General features: G+C 68.6%; 20 protein-coding genes. 16 read left to right on the top strand and 4 right to left on the bottom strand.

The features are described 5' to 3' along the window. Nucleotides 1-88 precede the first annotated feature (88 nt). Nucleotides 89-490, bottom strand: coding sequence for a hypothetical protein (locus IW249_RS29705; protein ID WP_196923806.1), 402 nt, complete (start codon nt 488-490; stop codon nt 89-91). After that, nucleotides 487-915 carry a hypothetical protein gene (locus tag IW249_RS29700; RefSeq protein WP_196923805.1) on the bottom strand — a complete coding sequence of 143 codons (429 nt, stop codon included), beginning with the start codon at nt 913-915 and terminating at the stop codon, nt 487-489. The genes IW249_RS29705 and IW249_RS29700 overlap by 4 nt, the downstream gene beginning before the upstream one ends. A gap of 79 nt (nt 916-994) precedes the next feature. On the opposite strand from IW249_RS29700, the gene IW249_RS29695 reads away from it, so the two are divergent. Beyond that, a complete protein-coding gene (locus IW249_RS29695; protein ID WP_307788750.1) occupies nt 995-1,612 on the top strand; it encodes a TetR/AcrR family transcriptional regulator in 618 nt (205 codons plus the stop codon). A gap of 77 nt (nt 1,613-1,689) precedes the next feature. Here IW249_RS29695 and IW249_RS29690 read toward each other — a convergent pair whose 3' ends face one another. After that, the gene (locus IW249_RS29690) at nt 1,690-2,481 is read right to left on the bottom strand and encodes an IclR family transcriptional regulator (RefSeq protein WP_196923804.1); all 792 of its coding nucleotides are present in this window, start codon (nt 2,479-2,481) and stop codon (nt 1,690-1,692) included. Between the two features lie 161 nt (nt 2,482-2,642). Here IW249_RS29690 and IW249_RS29685 point away from each other — a divergent pair, with 161 nt between their 5' ends. From IW249_RS29685 to IW249_RS29655, 7 genes are all read left to right on the top strand, one after another. Then, nucleotides 2,643-3,890 (top strand): ABC transporter substrate-binding protein, encoded by a 1,248-nt coding sequence (locus IW249_RS29685; protein WP_196923803.1) that lies wholly within the window; start codon nt 2,643-2,645, stop codon nt 3,888-3,890. A gap of 75 nt (nt 3,891-3,965) precedes the next feature. Continuing rightward, nucleotides 3,966-4,919, top strand: a complete 954-nt coding sequence (locus IW249_RS29680; protein ID WP_196923802.1) for a carbohydrate ABC transporter permease — start codon at nt 3,966-3,968, stop codon at nt 4,917-4,919. Continuing rightward, nucleotides 4,916-5,746 carry a carbohydrate ABC transporter permease gene (locus IW249_RS29675; RefSeq protein WP_196923801.1) on the top strand — a complete coding sequence of 277 codons (831 nt, stop codon included), beginning with the start codon at nt 4,916-4,918 and terminating at the stop codon, nt 5,744-5,746. The genes IW249_RS29680 and IW249_RS29675 overlap by 4 nt, the downstream gene beginning before the upstream one ends. A gap of 8 nt (nt 5,747-5,754) precedes the next feature. Beyond that, nucleotides 5,755-6,936, top strand: a complete 1,182-nt coding sequence (locus IW249_RS29670) for a mandelate racemase/muconate lactonizing enzyme family protein (RefSeq protein WP_196923800.1) — start codon at nt 5,755-5,757, stop codon at nt 6,934-6,936. Further along, nucleotides 6,933-8,141, top strand: a complete 1,209-nt coding sequence (locus IW249_RS29665; RefSeq protein WP_196923799.1) for a fumarylacetoacetate hydrolase family protein — start codon at nt 6,933-6,935, stop codon at nt 8,139-8,141. The genes IW249_RS29670 and IW249_RS29665 overlap by 4 nt, the downstream gene beginning before the upstream one ends. Next, nucleotides 8,138-9,655: an aldehyde dehydrogenase family protein gene (locus IW249_RS29660; protein WP_196923798.1), complete on the top strand. Its 1,518-nt coding sequence runs from the start codon at nt 8,138-8,140 to the stop codon at nt 9,653-9,655. Before IW249_RS29665 ends, IW249_RS29660 begins: the two co-directional genes overlap by 4 nt. Before the next feature lie 322 nt (nt 9,656-9,977). Beyond that, complete coding sequence (locus IW249_RS29655) at nt 9,978-11,552, top strand: alpha/beta hydrolase-fold protein (protein ID WP_196923797.1); 1,575 nt, start codon at nt 9,978-9,980, stop codon at nt 11,550-11,552. Between the two features lie 118 nt (nt 11,553-11,670). On the opposite strand, the gene arfA is transcribed toward IW249_RS29655, so the two are convergent. After that, nucleotides 11,671-13,194, bottom strand: coding sequence for an arabinosylfuranosidase ArfA (gene arfA / locus IW249_RS29650; RefSeq protein ID WP_196923796.1), 1,524 nt, complete (start codon nt 13,192-13,194; stop codon nt 11,671-11,673). Between the two features lie 285 nt (nt 13,195-13,479). Here arfA and IW249_RS29645 point away from each other — a divergent pair, with 285 nt between their 5' ends. From IW249_RS29645 to IW249_RS29610, 8 genes are all read left to right on the top strand, one after another. Next, on the top strand, nt 13,480-13,767 hold the full coding sequence (locus IW249_RS29645) for a hypothetical protein (protein WP_196923795.1): 288 nt from the start codon (nt 13,480-13,482) through the stop codon (nt 13,765-13,767). Beyond that, a complete protein-coding gene (locus IW249_RS29640; protein ID WP_196923794.1) occupies nt 13,728-15,854 on the top strand; it encodes a glycoside hydrolase family 3 N-terminal domain-containing protein in 2,127 nt (708 codons plus the stop codon). Before IW249_RS29645 ends, IW249_RS29640 begins: the two co-directional genes overlap by 40 nt. Nucleotides 15,855-16,143: 289 nt before the next feature. Then, nucleotides 16,144-17,166: a LacI family DNA-binding transcriptional regulator gene (locus IW249_RS29635; RefSeq protein WP_196923793.1), complete on the top strand. Its 1,023-nt coding sequence runs from the start codon at nt 16,144-16,146 to the stop codon at nt 17,164-17,166. Between the two features lie 168 nt (nt 17,167-17,334). Further along, a complete protein-coding gene (locus tag IW249_RS29630) occupies nt 17,335-19,518 on the top strand; it encodes an alpha/beta hydrolase-fold protein (protein WP_196923792.1) in 2,184 nt (727 codons plus the stop codon). A 103-nt stretch (nt 19,519-19,621) separates the two neighbouring features. Then, nucleotides 19,622-20,962, top strand: a complete 1,341-nt coding sequence (locus IW249_RS29625) for an ABC transporter substrate-binding protein (protein WP_196923791.1) — start codon at nt 19,622-19,624, stop codon at nt 20,960-20,962. Nucleotides 20,963-21,127: 165 nt separating this feature from the next. Continuing rightward, on the top strand, nt 21,128-21,982 hold the full coding sequence (locus IW249_RS29620; RefSeq protein ID WP_231392701.1) for a carbohydrate ABC transporter permease: 855 nt from the start codon (nt 21,128-21,130) through the stop codon (nt 21,980-21,982). Continuing rightward, nucleotides 21,982-22,866, top strand: a complete 885-nt coding sequence (locus IW249_RS29615) for a carbohydrate ABC transporter permease (RefSeq protein ID WP_196923789.1) — start codon at nt 21,982-21,984, stop codon at nt 22,864-22,866. The genes IW249_RS29620 and IW249_RS29615 overlap by 1 nt, the downstream gene beginning before the upstream one ends. Nucleotides 22,867-22,953: 87 nt before the next feature. Beyond that, the gene (locus IW249_RS29610; RefSeq protein WP_196923788.1) at nt 22,954-24,681 is read left to right on the top strand and encodes an IlvD/Edd family dehydratase; all 1,728 of its coding nucleotides are present in this window, start codon (nt 22,954-22,956) and stop codon (nt 24,679-24,681) included. Nucleotides 24,682-24,688 lie beyond the last annotated feature (7 nt).

The following is a 24,688-nucleotide window of genomic DNA, read 5'->3' as shown; positions in this document are numbered from 1 at the left end:
ATAGTGAGCGCTCGGATCGCCCGCCGCCGTCGAATGATGGCGACGGGCGATCCGACGTTTCCGTCCAGGCGGAGGAGGAGCGTATCGGTCACGGCGCGGCCCGGAAGTGCTGCCGCTCGCTCGGCGACCCGTCGGGCCTGCTCGAGCGTCGACGGCCGAGGTGAAAGGCAGCTGCCGCGACCAGCGAGGCCACGACGATCAGTGCGGCGAAGACCGGGTGCATGTCCCTGGACAGGCTCGGGGCGCGGTCGGGCCCGATGGTCCAGAGGATCAGCGGGACGGCGTAGGCGGTGCCGAGAGCGATGGTCCAGCGGCGTAGTCCGCGTAGGTGGGCGTGCCGCAGGCTGACGGTCAGCGCAAGGACGACCGGGACGATGGCCAGCATGGCGAACTGGCCGACGACCAGGACCGGGACCGCCCAGATCGAGATGATGACGGTACGGTCGACGCGCCGGGAAGGCGAGGTGGGGGACACGGTCGTCTCCGTCATCGGGTCGGGTTGGTGGTCGCGGAACGCCACGCCAACCAGCCGCGGCACAGCACGTAGGCAGCCGCGACGACGGCGACAAGCCCCAAGTCGATGATGGCCGACAGCCGTGCCTCGGGGACGTCTCCGATCAGTGCGCCGAACACGACCAGCGCGGCCTTGCCGACGAGCACGATCTCCCAGACGCCGGCCGCTTGGCGGGGCCTGACCGCGAGCAGGGCGAAGAGCGCGGCGAAGATGCCGAAGCTGGAGACTCGCCAGCCTTCGATGAACAGGCGGTCGTCGCTGGCGTTGAGTGTCAGTAGTACGCCGTTGACGAACGCGACGCCGGTGGCGAGGGAGGCGAGGGCCGCCAGCCCACGGCCGACGAGGTCTGCGCTGTGGGCGGGGGCGGCGATGTCGATTCGGGTAGCGGTAGCGGTGGTCATGAGGGCCTCATCTCTGGAAACGGCTGTGAACTTACAAGCGTTAACTTACGCCCTCACCTAACGCATGTAAAGTCAGGGAGTGACCACACCGAGAACGCGGGCCCGCAACAAGCGTGGCGAAGGTGCCCAGCTGCGCGACGAGATCGTCGACGCCGCGATGACGCTCCTGGAGGACGGCACGCCGCAGAACATGACCCTGCGGGGGATCGCCCGACAGGCCGGCATCTCCGCGCCGTCGATCTATCCGCACTTTCCGGACCTGGACTCGATCCTGCTCGCGGTCGCGCAACGCGCGTTCGGCATCCTGGAACAGGAGTTGGGCGCGCCGGATGACGCGGATCCGGTCGAGCGCCTGCGCGCGATCTGCGCGGCCTACCTGACCTTCGCCGAACGCCGGCCCCACCAGTACCGGGTGATGTTCGGTGCCGTCTGGGACGCCGGGCAGGCCCTTGAGCGGGCCCCGGCCATGGCGGACGAACTCACCGTGCTCGGCATGGGAGCCTTCGAGGTCTTCCGGCGTACGCTCGCCGACTGCGTTGCGGCGGGACGATCGACCAGCGCGGACCTCTTCGCCGACGCGACGGCGCTCTGGGTCGGGCTGCACGGATTCGCCCAGCTCCAGGTGGCGGCGCCGTTGTTTCCCTGGCCACCGGGGCTGCGCGATTCCATCATCGACCGGATGGCGCTGCTGCGCTGAGCGGCCGACCGACGAGCATCACCGCATCACCGGCGGGTCGGCGCCGAGAACGCGGTGATCGCCCGGGACGTGCGCGGTCAGGTCGCTGCGCGGATCTCACTGTCCGCGCTGGCTAGGGAGGGCGGCGCGTAGCCCAGCTCGTACGAGATCTTGTTGGCGGTCTCCAGGAGCAGCGGAAGGTTGCTCTTGAGCTGGTCGAGGCTGGCGATGACCTCGATCGCCGTGATCGAGGCGGCGGCGATGACCTGCCCCCGCGAATCCCTGATCGGCGCGGCCACGCACATCACGTAGGCGTCGTGCTCGCCGTTGTCCACGGCCCAGCCGCAGTCGTGGATGCGGGCAAGTTCGGCTTCCAGGGCGTCGTGGTCGGTGAAGGTGGTGTCGGTGAATCTCTCGAAGACGACGTGGGAGAGAAGGCGGTCGCGTTCCTGCCGGGGAAGGTAGGCCAGGATCGTCTTGCCCACGGCGCTCGCGTAGATGGACACCGCGCGTCCCACCCGCGACGGCAGCTTGACGGCGTCGAACGCCGGGCTGTCCACCTTGTCGATATAGATGATCTCATCGCCGGTCAGTTGCGCCAGGTGTACGGTGTGGCCGGTCTCGCGTTGCAGCGCGCGCAGGTGTGCGGCGGCGGGTTGGCGGAGGTCCATCGAGCCGAGCGCTAGTTCGGACAACTCGATCAGGCCGCTGCCGAGCACGTAGGTGCCCGCGCCGGTCCGGCGGACGAAGCGCGCGGACTCCAGTGTCTGCAGGATGCGCAGGGCTGTGGACTTGTGGACGCCGAGCACGTCCGCAGCCTCCGTTAGGGACAGCGGGTGCTCCGCGGATCGACGGATGAGGTCGATCGCGCGGCGAATCGATTGCGCCAAGGCTGTGTCTCCCCTCGCGCGACGGCAACACCGTCGCTGTCATTGCACATTATGCAATATAGATGACGCCATGCGCAATCGCCACTTGACACCGTTGCACATGGCGCTACGATCGTTGCAATTTCATCGGCTTGACGTCATCTCGTAACAGTGGAGTAACGATGGGTAATAAGCGCGCTCATTTCGGCATCGCCAGGGCGACATGTGCCCTCGGCCTGGTCGCCACCCTCCTGACCGGTTGCGGTTCGGACGGCGATTCCGGCGACGGCGTCACCAAACTGACCTTCGCCGCCTCGACCTTCGGCGACCCGGGCCGCGGACCCCTGTTGACGAAGTGGCTCGACGAGTTCAACCAGAGCCAGACCAAGGTCCAGGTCTCCGCCGCCGCGGTGCCGTACCCGACCTTCGGCCAGACCGTGCTCACCCAGATGGGCAGCGGCAAGGGCCCCGACCTGATCCGCTTCGACATGCCCGAATTCGAGGCAGCCTCGGACGCCGGCCTCGTCGCGCCGCTGGACAAGGTGATCGACGCCAGCAAGTACGACCTGCTCAAGCAGCCGGACCAGTTCATGGTCCACGACGGTGTCCGGCACGGCGTCATCTTCGAAGCGTCGAACTACGCGATGTTCTACAACGCGGACCTGATCCCGACGCCGCCGACCACCTACGAGCAGTTCACCTCCACCGCGAAGTCGCTGACCAAGGGTGACGTCTTCGGCCTGGCGTTCCGTCAGACGGAGGCCGAGGAGGCCGGTGTCTGGCAGGACATCTTCAACTACGTCTACGGCTTCGGCGGAGCGTGGTCCGACGGGAAGAACCTGACGATCAACTCGCCCGAGAACCTCAAGGGCCTGCAGGCGTTCAAGGACCTGTACGACGCGAACGTGATCCCGCGCGGCGCGGACGCGGCGACGTTCCGGCGGATGTTCGCCGAGGGCAAGGTCGGGATGGAGCTCAACAACGGCGGCTACGTGACTGCCACCCGCGGCCAGAACGCGAAGTTGAACTTCAACGTCGCGCCGATCCCGTTCCCGGTCCGCAAGCAGGGCGCGATCCTCGCACCAATCGTGATCAACGAGGCGAGCGAGGGCAAGGAGGAGGCCGGCACCTTCATCAAGTGGGCGCTGGAGCCGCAGAACCAGGTCAAGCTGCAGGAGATCCTCGGCGCGAGCAGCGTCGCCACCGCCACGCAGCGCAGCGCGGAGGCGCTCAAGGCGACCGCGTTCCTCCCCGTCTTCGACGGGCTCACCGAGACCAGCCTGCCGCAGATCGTGCTGGGGTTCGAGGCGAAGACGCCGGACATCCGCAAGGTGGTCGTGCAGAACGTGGTCGCGGCACTGCAGGGCAAGGCCGACCTCAAGTCGGCACTGGATCGCGCCCAGCAGCAGGCGACCGAACTGGTCCGCTGACCGCTCGACACGGCGACGCTGCCGGCGCGACGTTCCGTGCGCCGGCAGCGTCCTTCCCCCGAAGGACCGAACCCGATGACTGTGGTCGAGCAGACCGGAGCACCGAAGACAACACCCCCAGGCCGGCCCCGGCGTCGGCCCAGCCCGCTGGGTAGCAAGTGGACGCCCTACCTGTTCCTGGCACCCGCCGCCCTGTTCATCCTCGTCTTCCAGGCGGTACCCCTCGTCCAGGAGGTGTACCTCAGCTTCACCAGGACGAGGCTGCTCAACCCCACCCGCAGCGAGTGGGTCGGGCTCGAGAACTTCAACCGGATCTTCGGCGACCCCGAGTTCCACCGCACCCTGCTGATCACCGTCGTCTACGTGATCACCTGTGTGGTCGTCGCGATCGGCGCCGGACTCGTCGTCGCACTCCTGCTCAACAGGAAGTTTCGAGGCCGGGGCGTGGCACGGGCGCTGGTGACCGTCCCCTGGGCCGCCCCGGGCATCGCGGTCGCGCTCATCGCCACCTGGATGCTCAACGCGCAGTACGGCATCGTGAACCGCTTCCTCGACGCCGTGGGACTCGGCGTCCCCGGCGGCGCCATCCTGGACAGCCCGCGCTACGCGCTCCCGGCCGTGCTCGCCACGACCATCTGGCAGCTGTTCCCGTTCACCTCCGTGGTGCTGCTCTCCGCCCTCCAGTCCGTTCCGCAGGACCTCAACGAGGCCGCGACCGTCGACGGCGCGGGGCGATGGGCCACCTTCCGCGCCGTCACCTGGCAGGTCATCAAGCCGACAGTGGGTCTGCTGGCCCTGCTGATGACGATCTGGTCGCTACGGCGGTTCGAGCTGATCTGGTTGATGACCAAGGGCGGACCGGTCGGTGCCACCGAGACGCTCGTCATCGACCTGTACTCGCAGGCGTTCGACTCGAAGGAACTCGGATCGGCGGCGGCCATCGGAATGGTCGGCGTCGTCATCTCGCTCATCGTCATCATCGGCAGCCGCCTGGTCGCCCGTGCCGTGGAGAAGGGGGACGTCCGATGAGGCGCTTCCGTTTCGGTGTCACCGCACGGATCGTCGCCGTGCTCGTCGTGCTGGGCATCGCGGTGTTCCCGCTGTACTGGATGTTCGTCACGGCGCTGTCCAGCAACAGCGACCTCTTCGCCGATCAGCCCCGGCTCACGCCCGACCTCGGCCAGTTCGGGGTCTTCGTGGACGCGCTCGCCGAGGGCAAGGCGGCCGGCTGGCTGCTCAACAGCCTGATCATCGCCGTCGGCACGATGGTCCTCTCCGTCGGCCTGGGCATCCCGCTCGGTTACGCGCTGTCCCGGTTCTCGTTCTGGGGCAAGGCCGTGCTGACCGTCGTACTGCTGTTCACACAGATGCTTCCCGAGGCACTCATGGTCGTCCCGCTGTTCGCGCTGTTCCGCCGTTTCGAACTGCTCGACTCGCTGACCGGCCTCGTCCTGGTGAACTCCGCCTTCGTCCTGCCGATCGTCGCGCTGATCCTCAAGGGCGCCATCGACGGCATCCCGAAGGAACTGGAGGAAGCCGCACGCGCCGACGGCGCCCGGCCCTTCACCACGCTGACCCGCATCAACGTGCCCCTCATCGCACCGTCGATCGCGGCCACCGCTGTCATCGCCTTCTTCCACGCCTGGAACGAGTACGTGTTCGCGGTGACGTTCATCTTCAACCCCGATCTGCAACCCGCCTCCGTCGGCATCGCGAACTTCATCGGCGAACTGGGTACACCGATCCAGACGGTGATGGCCGTCGCCTTCCTGTTCACGCTGCCCGCCGTCGCCTTCTACCTGTTGGTCCAGAAGTACGTGGTGTCCGGCATGACCGCCGGTGCGGTGAAGGGTTGAGCCGAAAGATGAAGATCGTCTCTGTCGACACACTGGTCGTCGACTTCTACCGCACGAACCTCGTCATCGTGCGCGTCCACACCGACGAGGGGATCGTCGGGCTCGGCGAGGCCACCCTGGAGGGCAAGGAACGTGCCGTCCAGGGTGCCATCGCCGAGCTGGCCGAGGCGGTGGTGGGCCTGGATCCCACAAGCATCTCGAAGATCCTCTACGAGACCGCGCGGGACTGGTACTGGCGCGGCGGCCCGGTCATCATGACGGCGTTGAGCTCGCTGGAGATGGCCCTGTGGGACATCGCGGCGCGCCAGCTCGGCGTACCGGTGTCCCGGCTGCTCGGCGGTGCGACCCGGGACCGGGTCCGGGCGTACGCGAACGGTTGGTTCTCCGGCGCCGTCACGCCGGAGGACTACGCGGCCGCCGCGCGCCGGACTGTGGAAGCCGGCTTCCGGGGCCTCAAGTGGGACGCGTTCGAGAACTACGACCTCACCATCACCACCGCGCAGTTGGACCGGGTGCTCGCCCAGATCGACGCCGTGCGCGGGGCAGTGGGCCGCGAGGTGGAGCTGTTCGTCGAGGGCCACGGCCGCTTCGACGTCCGCCACGCCATCAAGGTCGCCAAGGAGATCGCCCAGTTCGACCCGGTGTGGTTCGAAGAGCCCTGCCCACCGGACAATCTCGACGCGCTCGTCGACATCCGTCGCGCGTCGCCGGTGCCGATCGCGGCGGGGGAGCGGTGGTACGGCCGGCAGGGCTTCGCGCCCGCGCTGGCCCGCCAGGCCGTCGACTTCGTCCAGCCCGACGTGACGCACGCCGGCGGGATCGCCGAGCTGGCGTTCATCTCCACGCTCGCCGCGACCAGCTACGTGGGCTTCGCGCCGCACAACCCGAGCGGTCCACTCAGCACGGCCGCGACGCTGCAACTCGGGGCGACGCTGCCCAACTTCCGGTACCTGGAGATCATGGCGACCGACGTGCCCTGGCGTCCCGAGATCACCAACGAGCGGCTGGTGCTGACCGACGAGGGCGACATCCTCATCCCGACCGGGATCGGCCTGGGCATCGAGGTGGATCTCACCGCGATCGAGCAACACCCGTTCACACCGCACCCGCTACGGATGTTCCAGGACGCCGTCTTCGACATCCGTCCCCGCGACGAGCGGTCCTTCTTCAACCTGGAGAGCGACTCATGACCGTGCCACGGCCCCGAGGGCTGGCCGCGGACGCGGACTGGGTCGGTACCGCCGCCGAGGCGTTGCCGGACGACGCCGACAGCATCCTCATCGGCCGGATCTGGGACCCGTCCGGCGACGGCCCCTCGCCGGTGACCGTCCGCGACGGCGAGGTCATCGACATCAGCCACCGGTTCCCGACCGTCCGCGACATCTGCGAGCTGCCCGATCCCGCCGCGACGGTGGCCGGGCTCGACGGGCCGAGGGTGGGCGACTTCGGGGAGATCCTGGCCAACACGGGGGCCGCGACCCGGGACCCTAACCGGCCCTGGTTGCTCGCCCCGGTCGACCTCCAGGCGCTCAAGGCCGCCGGGGTGACCTTCCCGATCTCCATGATCGAACGAGTGATCGAGGAACGGGCACGGGGAGACCTGGCGCTGGCGGCGGACATCCGACACCGCATGCTCGCCGACGTCGGTGTCGACCTGCACAGCCTGGAGGCGGGCTCGCCGGAGGCCGACCGGCTCAAGAGTCTGCTGGTCGCCGAGGGCATGTGGAGTCAGTACCTGGAGGTGGGAATCGGCCCGGACGCCGAGATCTTCACCAAGGGCCAGATCCTCTCCGCCGTCGGCACCGCCGTTCCGGTCGGCGTGCTCGCCGCATCCACCTGGAACAACCCGGAACCCGAGGTCACGCTCATCGTCCAGTCCAGCGGTCGGATCGTCGGCGCCACCCTCGGCAACGACGTGAACCTGCGTGACATCGAGGGCCGCTCGGCGCTCCTGCTTCCTCTGGCGAAGGACAACAACGCCTCCTGCGCCCTCGGCCCCCTGATCCGGCTCTTCGACGACAGGTTCGGCATGGACCGGGTACGCGAACTCAAGGTGCGCCTGGAGGTTCGCGGCGTGGACGGCTTCCACCTGGAGGCGGTCTCCGAGATGACCCAGATGTCGCGTGACCCGGAGGAACTGGTCCGGCAGTTGATCGGGCCGCACCACCACTATCCCGACGGCGCCGCCCTGATGCTCGGCACCATGTTCGCGCCCATCCAGGACCGGGACCGCCCCGGCGAGGGCTTCACCCACAAGGTCGACGACGTGGTACGGATCAGCTGCCCGGCGCTCGGCACCCTGGTCAACCGGGTGCGGCACGCGGAGGAGTGCGAGCCCTGGCACTTCGGTGTCCGCGATCTGATGGGCAATCTGGTGAGGAGAGGACTGCTGTGAACGTGGTCATGACGGTCGATCCGCGCGACGGTCAGCGTCGCGCGACGGAGCTGACCGAGACCGACGAGTCTCGACTGGAGGTGATCGCCGGTCAGACGTCCCCGGCGGCGCAGTGGCTGGCCGCCCGCGGGAGGCTCGGCCGCGCCGAGTTGCTGGACGCGATCGCCACGTCGCTGGAGTCCCGCCGGGTGGACCTGGTCGCCGCCGCCGAGGCGGAGACCGGGCTGAGTCACGCGCGACTCGACGGGGAACTCACCCGGGCGGCGCTGCAGTTCCGGATGTTCGGCGAGGTGCTGCGCGACGGGGCGTACGTCGAGGCGACCATCGACCACGCCGCCGACACACCGCTCGGACGTGGTCCGGACCTGCGGCGGATGCTCGTACCCCTCGGGCCGGTCGCCGTTTTCGGGGCGAGCAACTTCCCGTTCGCCTTCTCGGTCGCCGGTGGTGACACGGCCGCTGCCCTCGCCGCCGGGTGTCCGACGATCCTGAAGGCCCACCCGTCCCACCCGCTGACCTCGCACGCCTCCGCCGCAGCAATCGAGGCGGCCGTCCGCGACCTCGGCGGGCCCGAGGGTGTCGTCGCGACCGTGTACGGGGAGCAGGCCGGTCGTTCGCTGGTGCGCCACCCGGCGATCCGCGCGGCCGCGCTGACCGGCTCGGTGAACGCCGCCCGCGCCATCCAGGCGGCCATCGACGAACGGCCCGACCCCATTCCCCTGTACGCCGAGCTGAGCAGCGTGAACCCGATCGTCGTCCTGTCCGACGCGGCCGCCGGTCGGGGCGACCAGATCGCCGAGGGGCTGTTCGGCTCCTTCACGAACTCGGGCGGTCAGTTGTGCACCAAGCCCGGCCTGGCGTTCATCCCGTCGGACCCGGGTGGTGACGGCCTGGTCGACGCGCTGCGGGCCAGAGTCGACGCGTCCGGTGGCACGGTGCTGCTCAACGAGCGGATCCGGGACGCGTACGAGAACCGGGCCACGGAGTTCGAGCGGGCCGGCGCCCGCGTCTCGGCGCGACCGAAGATCGACCCCGGCGCGGGCTTCACAGTGGCCCCGACCCTCCTGGAGGTCGGCGTCGCCGGCCTGACCGCCGAGATCGCCGACGAGTGCTTCGGTCCGCTCCTGATCGTGGTCCGGTACGACGACGCCGCCGACCTCGACGCCGCGCTGGCCACCGTCCCGCCGTCGCTGACCGGCTCGCTTCACAGCGGACCGGGCGATGACGCCGACGTGGTACGCCGGCTTGTCGACGTGCTCGCGGCCCGCGCGGGTCGCATCGTCTTCGACGGCTACCCCACCGGTGTACGGGTGTCGTGGGCCCAGCACCACGGTGGACCCTGGCCGTCGACGAACGCCGTGCACACGTCGGTGGGCGCCACGTCGATCCGACGGTTCCTCCGCCCGCTGGCGTGGCAGGACGCCCCGTCCTGGGTCCTCCCCGAGGAGTTGCGCGACGAGTACACGGTCATTTCCCGGCGAGTCGACGGGAGGTTGCAGCCAGCGGCCGAATAGACCGCGTCCGCCGGTCTCTCCTGGGTGGTTTCCGGGCCACCTCGACTGGCGCGCGAATTCCTTGACGAATTGACCCGACAGAGAATTCGCGCGCCAGTTGTCCTGGCGCCGATGAAGCGCGCCCACATTGTTTCGACGCGATTCTCTGCTGCGATTTCCGTCTTGACCGTCAATGCAATTCATGGTTCTGTTTTCGACAGGGAACGATGTTAGCGCTCGCACTGCTGCATCGCTCGTTACTGGTATCCCCTCCACCTCACCATCGAATGGTCGGTCGGCCGCTCGGTGCGGTCTGACCACACGCCGAAGAGGGAGCAGGAACATGCCCGTCGCACTTCCCCGTCCCCTGAGGCCGGCACCGGCACGCCGGCTGATGCTCGCGCTGCTCACCGCCATCACCATCACGGCCGGAACGGCGGCAGCCCCGGCGGCCTCGGCCGCACCGCCCGCGCCGCTGGGCCCGACAGTCACCCGCACCGACAAGCCCCCGACCGGTTACACCGTCACCTTCCGGTACCGGGCGCCCGAGGACGTCCAGCAGGTCCACGTCTACGGCGACTGGTTCTACTCCCGACCGGAGAACATTCCCTGCCAGGACTGCGGCGACGCGCGGCCGCCCGCCGAGTGGCAGCCCGGCGACGTAGCGGCCACCCCGTGGCACATCCAGGCCATGAGCAAGGGCGCCGACGGGGTGTGGACCTTCACCACCCCGCTGCCGGCGGGCACCTTCCGCTACGCGTTCACCCACGACTGTGCCAACGAGCTCGCCACCGGCTGTGCCCTGCACGACGACCCGGCCAACCGGTGGCAGATCCAGCCGCAGTACCCGGGAGCACCCGGCGCGGTACGTAGCACGATCCACGTTCCGGCCAGCAGGAAGTTCCCGACGTACGACACCGGCTACCAGGCGCCGGTTGCCAAGGTCGGCCGGCTGGAGTCCCGGCGGTACACCTCGCCGTTGTCCACCAACCCGGCCGGCGTCCACGACATCGTCGTCTACCTGCCGCACGGCTACGACCCCCACCGCGCCACGCCGTACCCGACCCTCTACCTCAGCCACGGCAGCGGCGACCACTCGACCGCCTGGACGATGCAGGGCGTGGCCCACCTCATCCTGGAGAACGCGATCAAGGACCGCGCGGCGCAGCCCATGGTGATCGTGTCCACCGACTTCAACGGCCTCCCCGGTGGCAACGAGGGCTACGTCGACGAACTGCGGAACAACATCTTCCCGTTCGTCGAGCAGAACTACCACGTCTCGACCCGGCCGCAGGACCGCGCGTTCGCCGGCTTCTCCGCAGGTGGCAGCCGGGCCTACACCATCATGTACAACCACACCGACCTGTTCGGCTACCACGCGGCCTGGAGCGCGGGCGGCCCCACAGCCACCCAGACACAGATCGACAGCATGAAGTCGGTGGCCGGCGGCATCATGATCGGTACCGGGCTCCAGGACCGCCTGGGCAACATCGCCGAGAACTCGCAGCGCAACGCCGCTGCCCTGCGGGCCGCCGGCGTCCAACTGGACGAGTACAACGTGCCGGGCGTACACACCTGGCACGTCTGGCGCCCGCTGCTGAACCACTACCTGCGCAGCCTGGCCTTCCGGGCCACCACCACCGACCTCGACGTCACCACGTCGCCGGCGGGCCTGTCGCACCACACGAAGGTCACCGCCACCGCGACGGTTGGCGCGGTCAGCACCAGCACGTCGGCCCCCTCCGGCACTGTCGACTTCTACGCGGGGGACACCCACCTGGGTTCGGCCCCGGTGCACAACGGCGTCGCCCGGGTGAAGAAGACCGTCCACGGTGAGCTGGGCGGGCCGGTGGTCGCCCGCTACCAGGGCGACAAGCTCTTCAACGAGTCCCGGAGCGCACCGGTCGACGCCCGGTAACAGGCTCGACCCCGTACTCCCTGTGGTGGGGAAGCCCCGGCCGCGCAGCCCTGGTGAAGCCAGGGTGTGCGCGGCCGGGGCGCGTCCGGAATCGGCGGGCCGGCGGTTCGTCAGCCGATCACGGGGTCGTGTCGGTGGCGCGGAGCCGCAGCATGGTCCAGGACGCGGGCGGGAGAGTCACCTGGACGCTGGCGTCGGCGCCGCGTGCCGTGCCGTTGGGGCGCGGAGCGGCGTGGTCCGGACCGTCGGCCGTGTTCTTGGCGTGCAGGTCGGTGCCACCGACGGTGACGCACTCGAGGATGTCGCTCACCTGGGCGCCGGCGACGTCGATGGTCACCTCAGCCGGGGTGTCGAGGACGCGGTTGACGAGGAAGATGGTCATCTCCCCGGTGGTGTCGTCCCAGGTGGAGACCGCGTCGACGGCGTCGATCTCACCGTACCGGTCGGTGGTCGTCGTGCTGCTGTCGCGGAGCACGTCGAGCACTGCGCCCTGCGCGTGCCGGGCGGTGCGGGCGAAGGGATGGAAGATGGTCTGGCGCCAGGCCGAGCCGCCCGTCTCGGTCATGATCGGTGCGATGACGTTGACCAGTTGGGCCTGGCAGGCCGCGCTCACGCGGTCGCTGTGTCGGAGCAGGCTGATGAGCAGGCCGCCGACGACGACCGCGTCGGCCACGCTGTAGTGATCCTCCAGCAGTGGCGGTGCCACCGGCCAGTCCTCGCCGCTCGGCGGCGTGGACGGGGCGGCGGACTGGTACCAGACGTTCCACTCGTCGAACGCGATCATGATCTTCTTCGTCGACCGGCGGATCGCTCCGACCGAGTCGGCGATGGCGGTGACGGCGTCGATGTACCTGTCCATGTCCTCGGCCGAGGCGAGGAAGCTGGCCAGGTCGTCGTCGACCGGCTGGTAGTAGGCGTGCAGCGAGATCAGGTCGACGTCGTCGTACGCCTCGGTCAGCACGTCACGCTCCCAGCTGCCGAAGGTCGGCATGCCGAGGTGCGAGGACCCGCAGGCGACGAGTTCGAGATCGGGGTCGAAGCGGCGCATGGCCTTCGCGGTCTGCGCCGCGAGCCGCCCGTACTCGGTCGCGCTCCGCTGGCCCACCTGCCACGGGCCGTCCATCTCGTTGCCCAGGCACCACAGCTTGATCCCGTACGGATCGACCGCGCCGTTGTCGCGGCGCTGGTCGGCGAGGTGGCTCCCACCGCGGTGATTGGCGTACTCGAGCAGGTCGACGGCCTCGGCGGTGCCACGGGTGCCGAGGTTGACCGCCATGATCGGATCCACGCCGGCCTTGCCGACCCAGCGCATGAACTCGTCGAGCCCGAAAGCGTTGGTCTCCAGGCTGTGCCACGCGAGGTCGAGCCTCGCCGGTCGCTTGTCGACCGGGCCCACACCGTCCTCCCAGCGGTAGGAGGAGACGAAGTTGCCGCCCGGATAGCGCACCGTGGTGACGCCCAACTCCCGCACCAGCGCGAGGACGTCGCCCCGGAAGCCGTCGGCGTCGGCCGTTGGGTGCCCCGGTTCGTAGATTCCGTTGTAGACGCAGCGACCCAGGTGCTCCACGAACGAGCCGAAGAGCCGACGCGGCACCGGTGCGACGCGTCGGCGGGGGTCCAGGGTCAGGCGGGCCGTGTTCACGACGTTCTCCGGCGCGCTGTCGGGGTGGGTGTTCAGGGCTGGCTCCCTTCGTGCAGGTCCGACGCGGAGGTCTCTGCCCGAGCGCCGGAACCGAGGGGTGGTGGAGGCGGTGTGAGCTCTGGACAACGTGATCGACTTCGATTACGTTCTCGATCTATGTAAACGTTACCGATTACGTTTACGTAAGGGAACACGGCACCTGGATCAATGTCTGGCCGGCACACCCCCGCAGGGCCTGCCGCCCCGGCTGAAAGACCAGCTTGTCGCGGTGATTGGGGTGACCGGGTGACCACTGTTGAGCCGGAGATCGAGGCGACCTACACCGACGCGACCGCGCCCGTCGACGAACGGGTGTCGGATCTGTTGGCCCGGATGACCCGCGAGGAGAAGCTCGCGCAGCTGGGCAGCACGTGGGCGTTCGCCCTCCTGGAGGGCGGTCGGTTCGCCCCGGAGCGGGCCCGCCCGATCCTTCGGCACGGCCTGGGGCACGTGACCCGCGTCGCGGGCGCGACCAGCCTGGGAAGGCGGCGCAGGTGGCGCGGGTCGCCAACGCTGTCCAGCGCTTCCTGGTGACCGAGACCAGGCTGGGGATCCCGGCGATCGTGCACGAGGAGGTCTGCTCGGGGGTGATGGCCCGCGAGGCGACCATCTTCCCGCAGGCGATCGGCGTCGCGAGCACCTGGGCACCGGAGCTCAACCGGCAGTTGGCGGACGCCGTTCGCGCACAGATGCGCGCCATGGGAAGCCACCAGGGGCTCTCGCCGGTGCTGGACGTGGTGCGCGACCCACGGTGGGGCCGGACGGAGGAGACCTACGGCGAGGATCCGTACCTGGTGTCCCGGATGGGAGTGGCGTTCGTCCAGGGCCTCCAGGGCGCCGACCTGACCGACGGTGTCCTCGCCACCGCCAAGCACTTCGTCGGCTACGGGGCGTCCGAGGGTGGGCTGAACTGGGCGCCGGCCCACCTGCCGCCGCGTCTGCTGCGCGAGGTCTACCTGTATCCGTTCGAGGCGGCGGTCCGCGAGGGCGGGCTGAAGTCGGTGATGGCCGGCTACCACGAGCTCGACGGCGTTCCGTGCCATGCCAACCAGGAACTCCTCGCCGACGTCCTTCGTGGGCAGTGGGGCTTCACCGGCAGCGTGGTGTCCGACTACTTCGCCGTCAACGACCTCCACTCGTACCACCACTTCGCGCAGGACAAGCAGCAGGCCGCGACGGTGGGCCTCGGCGCAGGCGTGGACGTCGAGCTTCCGGCGACGGACGCGTACGCCGACGCCCTCACCCGCGCACTGGACGCTGGCGAGGTCAGCGAGGCCCGGCTCGACGAGGCGGTCTCACGGGTCCTTCGGCACAAGGTCGAACTCGGGCTCTTCGAGAACCCGTACGTCGACGAGGATGCGGTCGCGACGTCGGCGAACGCCGAGCGGCACCGGGACGTGGCGCTGGAGATCGCCCGCCGCAGCCTCGTCCTGCTCAAGAACGACGGCGTCCTGCCACTGCTCGCGGGAGCCGGAACTGTCGCTCTCATCGGCCCGAACGCCGACGACGCCCGACACCTGCTCGGTGACTACTCGTTCGCGGCCCACATCGAGGCGTTGGTCGAGGCGCGCAATCGGCGCGGCCTGCTCGGCGAGATGATGACGATCCCGGACGATCTGGAGATCGACGAGAGCACCGACGGTGTGCCGACGGTGCGGGACGAACTCGCGGCGCGGCTGGGCGACCGGCTGCGCTTCGCCCCGGGCTGCGACGTGCTCGACCCGTCGACGGAGGGGTTCGCCGAGGCGGTCGCGGCCGCCGCGGCGGCCGACGTCGCGGTGCTGGTCCTGGGGGACCGCTCGGGTCTGACGCCCGGGGCCACCACTGGCGAGTCGCGAGACCGGTCCAGTCTGGACCTGCCGGGCGTGCAGGAGGACCTCGTCCGTGCCGTCGTCGCCACCGGCACGCCCGTCGTGGCGGTGCTCGTCGCCGGCCGACCCGTGGGCAGTGACTTCCTGCACGACGAGTGCGCCGCGGTGCTGATGGCCTGGTTGCCGGGGGAGACCGGGGCGCAGGCGATCGCCGAGGTGCTGCTCGGTGAGGTGAACCCGAGCGGAAGGCTGCCGATCTCGTATCCCCGTGGCGTGGGCCAGATCCCGGTCTTCTACGGCCACAAGGTGTCCGGAGGGCGGTCGCACTGGCACGGCGACTACGTGGATTCGCCGGTCTCGCCGCGATATGTCTTCGGCCACGGCCTCGGGTACACCTCGTTCGTGATCGAGGACGCCACTGTGGGAAGCGCCGACGTGCGCGCCGGGGACAGCGTCGGTGTCGAGGTCACGGTCGCCAACACCGGAGACCGGGCGGGGGAGCAGGTCGTGCAGCTCTACGTCCGCGACCCGCAGGCCACCATCACCCGGCCGGTGCTGGAGCTGAAGGCCTTCGCCCGTGTCGAGGCCGCGGCCGGTCAACGGGTGGCGATGCGGTTCGCGCTCCCCACCGGTCAGCTCGGGTTCTACGACCGGAGCATGGCCTACGCGGTGGAGGCCGGGCAGATCGAGGTGTACGTCGGCTTCTCGGCTGCCGACCATACCCACGCCGGCACCTTTGTCATCAGCGCGGACCCGGACCGACCGGTGTCGAAGGTCTTTACCGGAACCGCCGAAGTTCGACAGCTGTGATCGTTCACCCGGGTCGGAGAATGGTTCTTGACGGAGCGTGCCGTCCCGTTGTCAACGGGTAGCACCAGCGCAGAAATCGTGGCCTTACTCCGGCCGCCGGGAGAGCCGCCGATTGCGTTATTCGCAACGGCATCCAAGGGTCAACCACGCCCTCGTGAGCATCCAGATAGGACGTTCTTCCCGATGGTCGGGTAAGGACGAAGAGGTCTTGTGTTCGTAATCGTTCTCAGTTACGTTGGCAACACCCTGGAAACGTAACCGATAACGATTGCAGTCCAGAGAGAGCGGCATGATTGAAGTCAATGCGCCGGTAACCATGAGTGATGTCGCCCGAGCGGCCGGCGTTTCCACCGCCACCGTCTCGCGCGTCGTCAACGGGCATTACGGCGTCAGCGCTCGCACTGTCGCTCAGGTGCGCTCCGCCATCGAGCAGCTCGGCTACGAGTCGAGCCTGGTGGCCACGAGCCTTCGGCGCAGCCGCACCAACGTTCTGGGCCTCGTGGCGCACAGCTTCCAGTCGTACACGGCGGAGGTCCTCAAGGGCGTGATGAAGGCGTTGAGCCGCTCGGGCTTCGACCTGATCATCTACGCCAACAGCGACCTCTACGGGTCGTATTCGGAGGGTTGGGAGCAGCGGCACCTGACCCGCCTGTCGGGCACCCTCACCGACGGGTGCATCGTCGTCACGCCCTGGGGTGAGGTCCGGAGCCGGACTCCGGTCGTGGCCATCGACCCGGTGCGCGGTTCGACGGCGCCCTCGGTGACGGCCGACAATCTCGCGGGCGCCACCACCGCTGTCGAGCACCTGCTCAGCCTGGGCCATCGACGCATCGGGTTCATCGCCGGCCGCGACAGCCTGGCCTCGGCCTGGTCGCGGGAGGAGGGCTACCGGGCCGCGCTGACCAACGCCGGCGTCCCGGTCGACCCCACGCTGATCGGCCGGGGGGATTTCAACCCCGAGTCGGCGACTCCCTTGGCGCGCGTCCTGCTGCAACGACCGGACCCGCCGTCGGCGATCTTCGCGGCGAGCGACGGGATGGCCCTCAAGGTGCTGGAGGTCGCCAGGGAGCTGGGGTTCTCCGTGCCGGGGGACCTGTCCGTCGTCGGGTTCGACAACATCCCCGAGTCGGCGTTGACCGAACCGGGTCTGACCACAGTGGACCAGTCGATGTACCAGCTCGGGTATGAAGCCGCCCGGATGCTGAAGTCACTGGTGACCGGCGAGTGGGACGAGCCTCGCCAGATCGTGCTTCCGACCAGCCTCGTCGTGCGCAGCTCGACGGCACCACCGACGAGCGCGGCACGACCATGACATCCACCCATGGGCGCGCAGGCCTGATCGCTCCGGACAGAGCGATCAGGTCAGGTGTGGCCGTGGCAGCGGCCTGAAGGAGGTGCACGCACCACACGGCAGATCCACAGTTGAGTTGAGCCGGCCAGTCGGGTCGCATCCGCTGCCGGCACGTGAAAGGAGTGGAGTGTGGCTACCGAACAGTATCACGGGCGTTTACGCCGTCTGGGCGTACGTCGGCGGCTCTCGGCGGCGTTCACCGCCGGGGTCATCGCCACCGCGGCGGTGCTCCTCGCGCCGCAACCGGCAGCGGCTGACACGCCGTGGCTGAACGTCTCCGCGGACCGCTACGCCACGTTCGCCGTTCCCGCGGCGTACGTCCAGGAGAACCTGGGCACCGTCTCGCAGGTCGTCGTCGAGGGAAACTTCGGCCCGTCGGCCAGCTGGGCGGAGTTCGGTCTGACCCGCCGGGGTGACGTGTGGTCGGGTGTTCTCGGCGCGCTGGAGCCCGGGCTGTACAACTACCAGCTCACCGCCGACGACACCAAGACCATCAAGGACCCGACGAACAGCACCGGTGTCACGTCCAACCCGCTCCTGAGCACCTTCTTCATCGCGGGTGACTCGGCCCGGTGGCTGGTCGATGCGCCGGCCGGCACCGGCGGGAAGATCGAGACGCTGACCTATCGGACCAGGAACGCACAGCGCTCCGCCCTGGTCTGGACGCCACCGGGTTACGCGGCCAAGGGCTCCAAGGGATACCCGGCGCTCTTCCTGCAGTCGGGTGACGGTGTGGCCGCCACCGACTGGCTCGACCTCGGTCGATCCAAGCAGATCCTCGACAACCTCTCGGCCGCGGGCGCCATGAGCCCGATGGTGGTGGTGATCAACGACGCCGACGCCTCGGACGACAAGGAGCTGAAGGACCTCCGGAAGGCGGTCACCGACAACTACCGGGTCCTTCGCGATCCGGCGCACCAGGCGATCGCGGGTGTGTCCGACGGTGGCACGCAGGCGCTGCGGGCAGCGCTCACCAGGCCGGGTCAGTTCGGCCACGTCGGTTCGTTCTCGGGCACGTCGGCTCCGGAGATCGACCGCAAGGACGCTAAATCGATCAACCGCGGCGTCAAGCTGCTGCGCCTGTACACCGGTAACGTCACCGATCCCGCGTACAACCCCACCTACCGGCTGACGAAGGCGTTGACCCGAGCTGACGTCCGGTTCGAGTTCGACGGGGTCAACCCGGACGGCGGCGCGACCTGGACCACCTGGCAGGAGAACCTCGTCGACTTCGTGCCGCGGGTGTTCCGGCACGTGGCGGACCACGGGCCGAGCCCCGGTCACCAGCCGCTCAAGCGGGAGTTCACCCCGCCACCGGCCGGCACCACCCCGACGCCCTTCATCAGTGAGGACGGGTTCGTCACCTTCGAGACGACCACGGACTTCGCTGACGCCCAGCACGTCACGGTCTGGGCGAACGTCGCGCCGGGCGGCAGTTGGCTGCGACTGCCACTGACGCGCGACGGTGACCGGTGGCGGGCAACAGTGGGTCCGCTGAAGCCCTGGTTCTACTACTACCGGCTGATCGTGGACCGGGTCGCGGTCAAGGACACCTCCAACCCGACGACTGTCACCACCGAGCCGATGTGGAGCACCTTCTTCATCCCCGGGCCCGGCGCCCGACTGCTGTCGGACGTGCCCGCCGGTCGCGGCGGCAAGGTCGAGAGCATGACCTACACCAGCACGGTGGCCGGCCAGGACCGCACCGCGCTGGTGTGGACCCCACCCGGGTACGACCCGGGCCGGGCGCAGCCGTACCCCGTTCTCTACCTCCAGCACGGCGGTGGCCAGAACTACACGGACTGGGTTGAGATGGGCCGCGCCAAGCAGATCCTCGACCACCAGTACCTCGACGGCGATCTCACGCCGATGGTCGTCGTGATGGGCAACGGCAACTCGTCGAACTTCAACCGGGAACTGCGGGAGAACATCGTTCCGACGGCCCGTGCCCGCTACCACATCTCCAGCGACCCGTCCCAGCAGGCCCTCGCCGGCCTGTCGATGGGCGGCGGGCAGGCGTTCGGGGTGCTGCGGGCCTACCCGGGCGAGTTCGCCTACGTCGCGGCCTTCTCGGCCGGGTTCGGGAGTGGCACCGGCGTCGACGTGGAGGCGATCAACAACGGCACCAAGATGCTGCGCCTGTACGTCGGTGACCAGACCGACTTCGTGTACCCGAGCTTCATGACGTCGCTGACCACGTTGGACAACCTCGGTATCCGCTACGAGTTCGACGGGGTCACCCCGGGGCCGCACGGCTGGGACGTGTGGCAGAAGAACCTCATCGACCTGGCGCCGCGTCTGTTCAAGCGCTAGGAGCCTTCGCCGGCGACGCCACCGGGAGCAGGGCTTCCTGCCCCGGTGGCGCCCGCCAGCGTATGGATGCAGTGCACCGCCATCGCCGAAGGGAACCATCTCAATGAAGAGAAGACGGATACTCGCCACGGTAGCCATGCTCGCGGCGGGGACCGGCCTCGTCGCCTGCTCCTCCGATGAGGGCGGCAGCGACGCGAGCAATTGCACGAACACCATCACCAAGCAGAACGTGCCGGTCGTGACGATGTGGGGCTGGTACCCCAACACCCAACTCGTCGTCGACAACTTCAACAAGCAGCACGACGACGTACAGGTCTGCTGGACCAACGTCGGGCAGGGCGGCGACGAGTACGACAAGTTCCAGACGGCCATCTCGGCGGGCACCGGCGCGCCTGACGTGATCATGGTCGAGGCGGACCGGATCCCGACCTTCCAGATCCAGGGCGCGCTCGTCGACATCAAGCAGTACGGCTACGACGCGGTCAAGGCCAACTACAGCGAGGGCGCCTGGAAGGACGTGTCGGTAGGCGACGCGGTCTACGGCGTACCCGTCGACGGTGGCCCGATGGGCATGATCTACCGGAAGGACATCTTCGACAAGTACAAGATCACCCCGCCGAAGACCTGGGCCGAGTACGAGCAGGCCGCCCAGAAGGTGAAGGACGCTGGCGGTCCGCTCTTCGGGGACTTCGGCGCGAACGTCCCGGCGGTCCTGATGGCGCTCCAGATCCAGAAGGGCGCCACGCCCTTCACCTCCGATCCGGCGCAGCCGAACGCTATCGGTGTGAAGCTCAACGACCAGGCGTCCAAGGACGTGCTGGACTACTGGGGCGGCCTGGCCAAGAAGGGCCTGGTCGGCACGCAAAACCAGTTCACCCCGGAGTACATCTCCGGCGTGATCAACGGCAACTACGCGACGTACATCTCGGCGGCGTGGGCACCCGGCTACCTCACCGGCGCGGGCGTCGGCAAGGGCCAGGACACCGGCAAGTTCGCTGTGGCGCCGCTGCCGCAGTGGGATTCGGCCAACCCGGTGCAGGTGAACTGGGGCGGGTCGGCGTTCTCGGTGACCAAGCAGGCGAAGAAGCCGGAGTTGGCCGCGAAGGTCGCCTACGGGCTCTACGCCGACAAGGAGTCGCTCACCGACGGCTGGACCAACCAGATCATCTTCCCGTTGAACCTCACGGCGCTCAAGGATCCCGCGTTCGTCGACCTGAAGGTGGCGTTCTTCGGCGGCCAGCAGGCGAACAAGGAGGTCTACGTCCCCGCCGCCGACGCCTACCAGGGCGTCCAGTACGCCCCCTTCGGCCAGTACTACCTCGACGCCATGGAAAAGCAGGTCAGCGAGGTCATCAAGGGGTCCATCACCGGATCGCAGGCTGCCGACCGGCTCCAGGAGGACGTGGCGAAGTACGCCAAGGAACAAGGCTTCACCGTTCAGTGACCGGCTGGGTGGGCCGCGCCGGCAATGCGCCGGCCGGCCCACCCGCCACCTCTCAGCGTCCACGTCCCGGAGACCAAGATGACATCCCTGACCGAGAAGCGCGCAGCGCGTACACAGCCTGAAACGCGCAAGATCCGTGGCAAGGTACACCTTCGCGAACACCTGATGGGATGGCTCTTCGTCGGGCCGTTCGGGGTGGTGTTCCTGGCGTTCCTCATCGCGCCGCTGGCGTACGCGTTGTACCTCAGTCTCTTCCAGAAGAAGCTGATCGGCGGCACCAGCTTCGTTCTCTTCGACAACTACGTGAAGGCGTTCACCGACCCGAGCTTCCTGTCCGGGGCGTGGTTCGTCATCCGCTTCTCGCTGGTCTCGATCCCGGTGCAGATCATCATCGCGCTCGCGTTGGCCCTCATCCTGGACTCGGTGACCACCCTGTTCGCTCGCTTCTCCCGCCTCATGATCTTTCTGCCGTACGCCATCCCCACCGTCATCGGGGCCGTGATGTGGGGGTTCCTCTACAGCCGGGGCTTCGGCCCGCTCACCGACATCTTCGGGCTGTTCGGCGCCACCGCGCCCGACTTCCTCAGCAGCGATCTGATCTTCTACGGGCTGCTCAACGTCGTCACCTGGCAGTGGGCCGGCTACTACATGATCATCCTGTACGCGGCGTTGCAGGGCGTCGACCCGACGCTCTACGAGGCGGCCCGGATGGACGGCGCCGGGCGGTGGCAGATCGCGACGCGGATCAAGATCCCGCTGATCGCGCCCGCCCTGATCCTGATCCTGGTCTTCTCGGTCATCGGCACCCTGCAGTTCTTCAACGAACCGCAGATCCTGCGGTACCTCGCCGCGGGCACGATCGGCTCGGACTTCACCCCGAACATGTACGCGTACCAACAGGCGTTCTCGCTCGCCAACTTCAACTACGGGTCCGCGATCTCCTTCGCCCTCGGCGGGATCGTGTTCATCTGCGTGTACGCCTTCCTGTTCTTCACCCGCAAGCGGAGGAGCTTCCTCTGATGACCGACCACACCAGCGTCCGCGCCGGCGCCCGCCGACCGCAGCGCTATCTCCCCCTTCAGATCCTCCTCGGCTTCCTGGTGATCTACTTCCTCGTACCGTTCTGGTGGGTCATCGTCAACAGTTCCAAGGACGCGCCCGGCCTGTTCGGTGGCGGCAACACCCTCTGGTTCACCGACCAGATCGACTACCTCGGGAACCTGCGGCAGCTCTTCACCTACGACGGCGGCATCTACCTGCGGTGGATCCTCAACTCCACGCTGTACGCCATCGCCGGCGGAGTCGGGGCCACGATCCTGGCGGTCATGGCCGGCTACGGGTTCGCCAAGTACCGGTTCGCCGCCCGACGCTTCAGCTTCGCCGTCGTGCTCGGCGCGTTGATGGTGCCCGCCACCGCCCTGGTCATCCCGACCTTCATCATGTTCTCCCGGCTCGGCCTGACGAACACGGTGTGGGCGGTGATCCTCCCGTCGCTGCTCAACCCGTTCGGCGTCTACCTGATGCACGTGTACGCACGCGACGCGGTGCCCGACGAACTCCTGGACGCGGCGCGGGTCGACGGCGCGGGGGAGATCCGGACGTTCATCCAGATCGCCCTTCCGCTGATGCGTCCCGCGGTGGTCACCGTGTTGCTCCTGTCGGCGGTGGCGTCCTGGAACAACTACTTCCTGCCCCTGGCCATGCTCTCCGACAACCGGCTCTTCCCGGTCACCGTCGGCCTCGGCCTCTGGCAGGGAATCGCGTCCGCGAACAACGCGGGAACCACCTCGCTGTGGAGCCTCATCATCCTGGGCTCCCTGGTGTCCGTGATCCCGCTGATCATCGCGTTCTTCAGCCTGCAACGACACTGGCGCGGCGGCCTGTCCGTCGGAGGCCTCCGGTAGGTCGCGCCGCTACCACCAACCAATCCACCACACGCGCATTGATCGCCGCGCAGGACGCGGCCGGACGGATGACAGAGAGGTGTGTTGATGTCGACGACGAATCGACCGCTGCGCAGCGGGGAGTGGTTCGGTGCGGAAGGCCGCAACGGGTTCATCCATCGGTCCTGGATGCGCAACCAGGGGTTCGCGGACGACGTCTTCGACGGTCGCCCGGTGATCGGCATCGCCACCACCTGGTCGGAGCTGACGCCCTGCAACGCCCACCTGCGCGACCTGGCCGAATCGGTGAAGCGGGGCGTGTGGGAGAGCGGGGGCCTGCCGTTGGAGTTCCCGGCGATGAGCCTGGGTGAGCCGCTGATGCGACCCACGACCATGCTCTACCGCAACCTGCTGGCGATGGAGCTGGAGGAGTCGGTCCGCGCCAACCCGCTCGACGGGGTGGTCCTGCTCTCCGGCTGCGACAAGACCACACCCGGCCTGCTGATGGGAGCGGCGAGCGTCGACCTGCCGACCCTGATGCTGACCGGCGGCCCGATGCTCAACGGCAAGTTCCGCGGCCAGGACATCGGCTCCGGCACTGTCGTCTGGCGCTTCACCGAGGAGATGCGGGCCGGCCGGATGACCGCGGCCGACTGCTCCGAGGCGGAGGTCGGCATGTCCCGCAGCCGGGGCCACTGCATGACGATGGGTACGGCGTCCACGATGGCCTGTGTGACCGAGGCGCTGGGCGTGCAGCTGCCGGGGGCGGCCGCCGTGCCGGCTGTCGACTCCCGGCGGTACGCGCTCGCGCACGCCGCCGGACGCCGGATCGTCGCCATGGTCGAACAGGACCAACGGTTGTCCTCGGTGCTCACCAGGCAGGCCTTCGAGAACGCCGTTCGGGTCAACGCCGCGATCGGTGGCTCCACCAACGCGGTCGTACACCTGCTCGCGATCGCCGGGCGCCTCGGTGTCCCCCTGTCGTTGGAGGACTTCGACATCCTCACCGCCGACGTGCCCATGCTCGTCAACCTCATGCCGTCCGGGAAGTACCTGATGGAGGACTTCGCCTACGCGGGCGGCCTGCCGGTGGTGATGAAGGAGCTCGCCCCGCTGCTGCACATGGACCACGTGACCGTCAGTGGCAGGAGTGTGGCGGAGAACGTCGACGGCGCCCAGTGCTGGAACCGGGACGTCATCGGCACCATGGAGGAGCCGTTCCAGCCCGCCGGCTCGGGCACCGTCGTGCTGCGCGGGTCGCTCGCGCCGTCCGGGGCGGTGTTGAAGGTCTCCGCCGCCTCCGCCCACCTCCTCACGCACACCGGCCCGGCGCTCGTCTTCGACCGGATCGAGGAGTACGTCGTCGCCGCCGACGACCCGGACCTCGACGTCACCCCCGACACGGTGATCGTCGTCCGCAACGCAGGGCCGCGGGGCTACCCCGGCTTCCCCGAGGTGGGCAACGTGCCCATGCCACGACGGTTGCTCGCCGACGGCATCACGGACATGGTGCGGATCTCCGACGCGCGCATGAGCGGCACCGGCTACGGCACCTGCATCCTGCACGTGGCGCCGGAGGCGTCCGTGGGCGGCCCTCTCGCCCTGGTACGCACCGGCGACCTGGTCTCCGTCGACGTTCCGACGCGCCGCCTGGACCTCCTGGTCGACGACGCGGAACTCGCCCACCGCCGCACCGCCTGGCAGCCTCCGGGACCGGTGGCCGACCGGGGTTGGGTACGGCTCTACAGCGAGCACGTCCTACAGGCGGACAGCGGCGCGGACCTCGACTTCCTCGTCGGTGGCAGCGGCAGCGCGGTGCCCCGTCACTCACACTGACGGCCAC

Source organism: Micromonospora vinacea (genome assembly GCF_015751785.1).
Classification (GTDB): domain Bacteria; phylum Actinomycetota; class Actinomycetes; order Mycobacteriales; family Micromonosporaceae; genus Micromonospora; species Micromonospora vinacea.
The sequence above is the reverse complement of the archived record's forward strand: the minus strand, read 5'-3'. Positions and strand labels throughout refer to the sequence as shown.

Coding starts and splice junctions, on each gene's coding strand:
- IW249_RS29705 (WP_196923806.1), bottom strand. CDS start 490: ATGACGGAGACGACCGTGTCCCCCACCTCGCCTTCCCGGCGCGTCGAC.
- IW249_RS29700 (WP_196923805.1), bottom strand. CDS start 915: ATGACCACCGCTACCGCTACCCGAATCGACATCGCCGCCCCCGCCCAC.
- IW249_RS29685 (WP_196923803.1), top strand. CDS start 2,643: ATGGGTAATAAGCGCGCTCATTTCGGCATCGCCAGGGCGACATGTGCC.
- IW249_RS29680 (WP_196923802.1), top strand. CDS start 3,966: ATGACTGTGGTCGAGCAGACCGGAGCACCGAAGACAACACCCCCAGGC.
- IW249_RS29675 (WP_196923801.1), top strand. CDS start 4,916: ATGAGGCGCTTCCGTTTCGGTGTCACCGCACGGATCGTCGCCGTGCTC.
- IW249_RS29670 (WP_196923800.1), top strand. CDS start 5,755: ATGAAGATCGTCTCTGTCGACACACTGGTCGTCGACTTCTACCGCACG.
- IW249_RS29665 (WP_196923799.1), top strand. CDS start 6,933: ATGACCGTGCCACGGCCCCGAGGGCTGGCCGCGGACGCGGACTGGGTC.
- IW249_RS29655 (WP_196923797.1), top strand. CDS start 9,978: ATGCCCGTCGCACTTCCCCGTCCCCTGAGGCCGGCACCGGCACGCCGG.
- IW249_RS29635 (WP_196923793.1), top strand. CDS start 16,144: ATGATTGAAGTCAATGCGCCGGTAACCATGAGTGATGTCGCCCGAGCG.
- IW249_RS29625 (WP_196923791.1), top strand. CDS start 19,622: ATGAAGAGAAGACGGATACTCGCCACGGTAGCCATGCTCGCGGCGGGG.
- IW249_RS29620 (WP_231392701.1), top strand. CDS start 21,128: ATGGGATGGCTCTTCGTCGGGCCGTTCGGGGTGGTGTTCCTGGCGTTC.
- IW249_RS29615 (WP_196923789.1), top strand. CDS start 21,982: ATGACCGACCACACCAGCGTCCGCGCCGGCGCCCGCCGACCGCAGCGC.
- IW249_RS29610 (WP_196923788.1), top strand. CDS start 22,954: ATGTCGACGACGAATCGACCGCTGCGCAGCGGGGAGTGGTTCGGTGCG.